Below are 5,156 nucleotides of genomic sequence, written 5' to 3'. Positions count from 1 at the left end.
GACGCCGCGCCCACCGGCCCGGCCGCCCCCGCGCCCACCGGCCCGGCCGCCCCCGCGCCCGCCGCCACCGCGCCGCTCAGGCTGCTGGTGATCGAGGACGACGCCACCGACGCCCAGCTGCTCAAGGCCGCCGTGGCCGACAGCGGCGCCCCGATCGAGATCCACTGGACCCGCGGCCTCGACCAGGCCTTCGCCCTGCTCGCCCCCGCCCAGTCCGGCGCCCGGCGCGGCCGCCGCGCCCCCGACCTCGCCCGCGGCGACTTCAGCTGCGTCCTGCTCGACCTCGCCGCCCCCGCCGACCTGCCGCACCCCTCCGACCCCTCGGACGGCCTGGAGGGCCTGCACGAACTGCTCCGCCGGGCCCCGCACACCGCCGTGGTGGTCCTCACCGACGCCGCCGGTGCCGAACTCGGCGCGGCCGCCGTCGCCGCCGGCGCCCAGGACTTCCTGGTCAAGAACGAGACGGACGGCCCGCTGCTGGCCCGCGCCCTGCGCTACGCCGTCGAGCGCAAACGCGCCGACGAGTCCCAGCGCCGGCTCGTCGAGGCCGAACTGCGCGGCCAGGAGAACGCCCGCCTGCAGCGCCACCTGCTGCCCACCCCGCTGCTCGACGGCGCGAACCTCTCCTTCACCCGCCGCTACCGCCCCGGCCGCCGCCGCGCCCTGCTCGGCGGCGACTTCTACGACGCGGTCCGCACCGAGGACGGCACCGTCCACGTGGTGATCGGCGACGTCTGCGGCCACGGCCCCGACGAGGCCGCGCTCGGAGTGGCGCTGCGGATAGCGTGGCGGACCCTGGTCTTCGCCGGCCTCACCGGCGAGACCCTGCTGACCACCCTGCAGCACGTGCTGGAGCACGAACGGCGCAGTGACGAGATCTTCGCGACGCTCTGCATGCTGAGCATCGAGCCCGGCGACACCGCCGCCCCGGAGACCTCCGAACGGGCCCGGCTCCACCTGGCCGGCCACCCGCCGCCACTGCTGCTCGGCGAGGACCACGCCCCGGTCGGCCTGCCCGCCGAGCACGCCGGCCCGGCGCTCGGACTGCTCCCCTGCGACGACGGCCAGGCCGTCTGGCCGGCCCACCGGTTCGAGCTGCGCCCCGGCTGGCGGCTGCTGCTGTACACCGACGGGCTGATCGAGGGCCGGATCGGCGCCGGTTCCCGCCGTCTCGGCCAGGACGGCCTGGCCGACCTCATCGGCGACCACCAGTCCGCCGGGCTCACCCGCGGCCGGCTGGTCGACAGCGCGATCGCCGAGGTGGAGGAGCTGAACGGCGGCGCGCTGACGGACGACGTCGCGGTGCTGCTGCTGGAGCGCAACCCGGCGCAGCCCCTTCTGGGCTGACCGGGCGCCGGAGACGAACGGGCCCCGGCCGTCCGCGCGGGTGGTCCCGCCGGACGGCCGGGGCCACCGGTCCCGCCGTCACCAGGGCCCGTACGGCCCCATGTTGCGCTGGTCGCCCCGGCCGCCGCCGCGATTGGTCAGCGCCCGGATCGCCGGGCGGACGTCGACCACGTAAACGATCGCGGCGACCAGTCCCGCCAGGGTGAGGAAACTGGTCATGAAGTTCGCGCCGAACAGCAGGTCCAGCCCGAACGCGATGCCGAGGACCGCGAGCCAGAAGCCCTTGGTCTTCTTGTCGGCCGCCCGGTAGCCGTCCTCCGGGCGCGTGGCGGCGTCGATCAGCGCGAACAGTTTGTAGCCCAGGATGGCGACGGCCAGCCACCAGAACGGATTCAAGTAGTCCAGGAACAGGATCTGGGCCACTCCGCCCATCACGGCCTCCTCGTCTCGCTGCGGCACCCCGTCCGTCCATCCTGGCACGGCGGGACGACCGCCACGGCGTCAACGACCCGGCGGCGCCCCGCGCGCCCCCGGCTGTGCGGTGCCTGTCCGGCTACTCCGCGCTCCTGCGGGACCGGGCGCGCTTGGCAGCGGCGGGCGCCTCGTCCTCGACCAGTTCGCCCTCGACGAACTCGCCCTCGACCGCCTCCGCGTCGACGCGCTCGGCGACCGCCTCGCCCGCACCGGCCTCGGGGGCGCGTCCGCGGTCCACCGCGACCTTGCCGCGCTCGGCCAGTCCGTCGTAGGTCTCCTTGGCCTTCACCGCCAGCTCGACGGCGCGGCCGACCTGCTGGAGCGCGAAGGTCTGCGCCTTCTCCTGCAGGACCTTGAGGTCGGCCGGCAGCGCGCCGACCGTGCCGGTCACCTTGGACTGCGCCTCGACCAGCTTGGCCTGGGCCTCGGCCAGCCGGGCGGTGGCCTTCTCCTGGGTGCCCCTGCGGTCCGCCGCGAGCGCCTCGACCTTGCCCGGCACCTCCCGCAGCTTCTCGTAGGCGAGGTCCCCGGCGCCGGCGAGGGCGTACAGCGGGGTCGGGTCGGTCAGGGTCTTCTTGATCTCGTCCGTGATCGGCACGGCCGGTCCTCCCGTGGTGTCTAGGGTGCCTTGCCCTCGTGCTCGTCCGCGCTCCCGCCCGCACCCTCGTCCGCGCCGGACGGTCGCCCGGCGGCGTTCTCCTTGAGGAAGGCGTCGTAGACCGCGAGCAGCGCCTGCTTCTGCTGCTCGTTGATCAGTGGATCGGCCAGGATCGAGGCCCGCAGTTCCAGGCCCTCACCGCGCCGTTCCTCCAGGATCCCGGCCTGGACGTAGAGCGTCTCCGCCGAGATCCGCAGCGCCTTGGCGATCTGCTGCAGGATCTCCGCGCTCGGCTTGCGCAAGCCCCGCTCGATCTGGCTGAGGTAGGGGTTGGACACGCCGGCGGCCTCCGCCAGCTGCCGCAGCGAGTACTGCGCGCTGCGGCGCTGCTCGCGGATGTACTCGCCCAGCGAGCCGACGTTCAGGGAGGCCATGGGACCACCCTGCCCCACCCTGCTTGCATATGCAAGCGCACCGCTAACACCAGCAAACACCCGGACCCGGGGCGCGCCGGGCCAGGCCGGGCCAGGGCAAATCAGGCCGGCTCAGGCCGTTTCACGCCGTTTCAGGCCGTTTTACGCCGGGAGGCGGACCGGCATCAGCACGGAGAAGGTGCCGGGGTGGTCGGGGGTGCGGATGGCGAGGGGGGCGATCGGGCCGCCGAGTTCGAGGACGAGCTGGCCCGGGGCGCCGGCCGGGAGGGCCTCCAGGAGAAAGTCGCGGTTGACCGCCACCCGGAGGGCGCCCGGCGTGTCGGCGTCGGCGTCCGGAGCGGTGAGGGTGAGGCGGCCGGACTCGTCGACGGCCAGCACGGCGACCTCGCAGGCGGCGCCGTCCGGGCCGGACGGGAGGCTGCGGGTCGGGGCGGACGCGATCGCCGCGCGCAGGTCGGCGGCGGGCAGGCCGATCCGGTGGACGGGCTCCAGCCGGACCAGCGCGCGGTAGTCGGGGTAGTCGTGGTCGAGCGCGGCGCCCTCGATCCGGTGGCCGTCCACCGCGACGCGCACCGTCGCGCCGCCGAGCGCCAGCTCCACCTCCCCCGCGCCCGGGCCGAGCAGCGCGCGGACGGCGTCGGCCAGCGCCGCCGGCACGATCGAAGCGGCGGAGGCTCCGGAGGCGTCAGCGCCGTCCGGGGCGTCGACGGGGACCTCGGCGAGGGCCATCCGGTAGCGGTCGGTGGCGACCAGCCGCAGCCGGCCGCCGTCCAGGTCGAACAGCACACCGGACAGGACCGGCAGTTCCGGGTCGCCGCCGACGGCGAAGCGGACCGCGTCCAGGGCCTCGGCCAGCGCGCGGGCGGGGACGGTGAAGCGGTGCTCGGCGGGGGCGGTGGTCATCGGATTCTCCCTCTGGTCGATCAGTCGGCGGATCAGGGAGAGCTCCCGGCGTGCGTCGGCGAGGCCGTCCTCCAGGCGGCGCAGGTGCGCGTCCAGCACCCGGTGGGCGCCGCCGCCGGGGGCCGCGCCCAGCACGGCCCGGATGTCGGCCAGCGGCAGGCCGACCCGGCGCAGCCTGGCGAGCAGCCGGGCGTCGGCCAGTTGCTCGGGCGCGTACCAGCGGTAGCCGGTGCGCGGGTCCACCCGGGCGGGGGCGAGCACGTCGGCGCCGTCGTAGAAGCGCAGGGCGCTCACGCTCAGACCGCTGTCGCGGGCCAGCTCTCCGATGCTGCGCAGGTCGCTCTCCATGCCGGGGACTCTCGGGCCTCGACCAGGTCGAGGGTCAAGCCGGGCGGCCGGACCGGATCCGACGATACCGACGGGCCCTTCAGATGGGTGGTTGAACTTTGAACGAACCCGGGCTACAGTGGAGCCAACAAGTTGAAGCCTAAACAAGTGGCTTCGAACCCGAGGAGGAGCCATGGGCCTTTTCAACCGCACCAAGAACACCGCCGCCGCGACCACCACCGTCGCCGTCGCCGAGGGCCCGGACCTCGGCCACCTCTCCGGTGACTGGACCATCGACGCCACCCACAGCGAGATCGGGTTCTCCGTCCGCCACGCGATGGTCACCAACGTCAAGGGCCGCTTCACCGAGTACGACGGCCGGCTGCACCTGGACGGCGCCACGCCGACCAACTCCAGCGCCGAGCTGGTGATCAAGATCGGCAGCATCGACACCAACCAGGCCCAGCGCGACGAGCACCTGCGCACCAGCGACTTCTTCGCCGCCGAGACCTTCCCCGAGATGAGCTTCCGCAGCACCTCCGCCGAGCGCGTGCGCGACGACTCCTACCGGATGACCGGCAACCTGACCATCAAGGACGTCACCCGCCCGATCGTCCTGGACCTCGACTACACCGGCGCCGCCGTCGACGCGTACGGCGTGGACCGGGTCGGCTTCGAGGGCAAGGCCGTCCTGGACCGCACCGACTGGGGCCTGACCTACAACGCGGCGCTGGAGACCGGCGGCGTGCTGATCGGCGAGAAGGTCAAGCTCACCTTCGAGATCTCCGCCGTGAAGGCGGCCTGACCCGGCCGACCGCGACACCGGGCCCTGCGGGCCCTCCCCGACCGCGGGCGCGCACCCGCCGGCCTCCCCCGTCGGCCGCGCGCGCCCGCACCCACCCCACCCCTGCCGACCCCCGAGCGGCAGGGGTGGGTCGCATTCGACCCGAACAACCGTCCGGCGCCCGGTGATTCCTGATCCGGGACAGGTTCGTGCACAATCTTCGCCCGGGCGCCGCGGCGACCCGCTCAGGGTGCCAGCAGCGCGGCATCCGGCTCCGGGAGCCAGCCGC

General features: G+C 74.5%; 6 protein-coding genes. 2 read left to right on the top strand and 4 right to left on the bottom strand.

Going from position 1 to position 5,156, the window contains the following annotated elements; all coding sequences use genetic code 11:
• The coding region (locus tag ABD308_RS15265) for a PP2C family protein-serine/threonine phosphatase (RefSeq protein ID WP_425554772.1) at positions 1-1,347 on the top strand (1,347 nt) is incomplete at its 5' end.
• A gap of 78 nt (positions 1,348-1,425) precedes the next feature.
• Here the strand turns inward: ABD308_RS15265 and ABD308_RS15260 are convergent.
• The 4 genes from ABD308_RS15260 to ABD308_RS15245 all read right to left on the bottom strand — a co-directional run bounded on the left by ABD308_RS15260 (position 1,426) and on the right by ABD308_RS15245 (position 4,104).
• Positions 1,426-1,779 (bottom strand): DUF2516 family protein, encoded by a 354-nt coding sequence (locus tag ABD308_RS15260; RefSeq protein WP_344333843.1) that lies wholly within the window; start codon positions 1,777-1,779, stop codon positions 1,426-1,428.
• 121 nt (positions 1,780-1,900) lie between these two features.
• The gene (locus ABD308_RS15255; protein WP_344333841.1) at positions 1,901-2,419 is read right to left on the bottom strand and encodes a hypothetical protein; all 519 of its coding nucleotides are present in this window, start codon (positions 2,417-2,419) and stop codon (positions 1,901-1,903) included.
• A 20-nt stretch (positions 2,420-2,439) separates the two neighbouring features.
• Entirely contained in the window at positions 2,440-2,853 is a 414-nt protein-coding gene (locus ABD308_RS15250) for a helix-turn-helix domain-containing protein (RefSeq protein ID WP_344333840.1), read from the bottom strand.
• A gap of 141 nt (positions 2,854-2,994) precedes the next feature.
• The gene (locus tag ABD308_RS15245; protein WP_344333838.1) at positions 2,995-4,104 is read right to left on the bottom strand and encodes a DNA polymerase III subunit beta family protein; all 1,110 of its coding nucleotides are present in this window, start codon (positions 4,102-4,104) and stop codon (positions 2,995-2,997) included.
• Between the two features lie 172 nt (positions 4,105-4,276).
• On the opposite strand from ABD308_RS15245, the gene ABD308_RS15240 reads away from it, so the two are divergent.
• Positions 4,277-4,888: a YceI family protein gene (locus ABD308_RS15240; protein WP_344333837.1), complete on the top strand. Its 612-nt coding sequence runs from the start codon at positions 4,277-4,279 to the stop codon at positions 4,886-4,888.
• Positions 4,889-5,156: the final 268 nt, after the last annotated feature.

The sequence above is a fragment of the Kitasatospora putterlickiae genome, assembly GCF_039527695.1.
Classification (GTDB): Bacteria; Actinomycetota; Actinomycetes; order Streptomycetales; family Streptomycetaceae; genus Kitasatospora; species Kitasatospora putterlickiae.
This window is presented reverse-complemented; position numbering and strand designations above follow the sequence as displayed.

Bases quoted from the DNA above. Each gene is read 5' to 3' on its own strand.
- ABD308_RS15260 (WP_344333843.1), bottom strand. From the start codon at position 1,779: ATGGGCGGAGTGGCCCAGATCCTGTTCCTGGACTACTTGAATCCGTTC.
- ABD308_RS15245 (WP_344333838.1), bottom strand. From the start codon at position 4,104: ATGGAGAGCGACCTGCGCAGCATCGGAGAGCTGGCCCGCGACAGCGGT.
- ABD308_RS15240 (WP_344333837.1), top strand. From the start codon at position 4,277: ATGGGCCTTTTCAACCGCACCAAGAACACCGCCGCCGCGACCACCACC.
- ABD308_RS15250 (WP_344333840.1), bottom strand. From the start codon at position 2,853: ATGGCCTCCCTGAACGTCGGCTCGCTGGGCGAGTACATCCGCGAGCAG.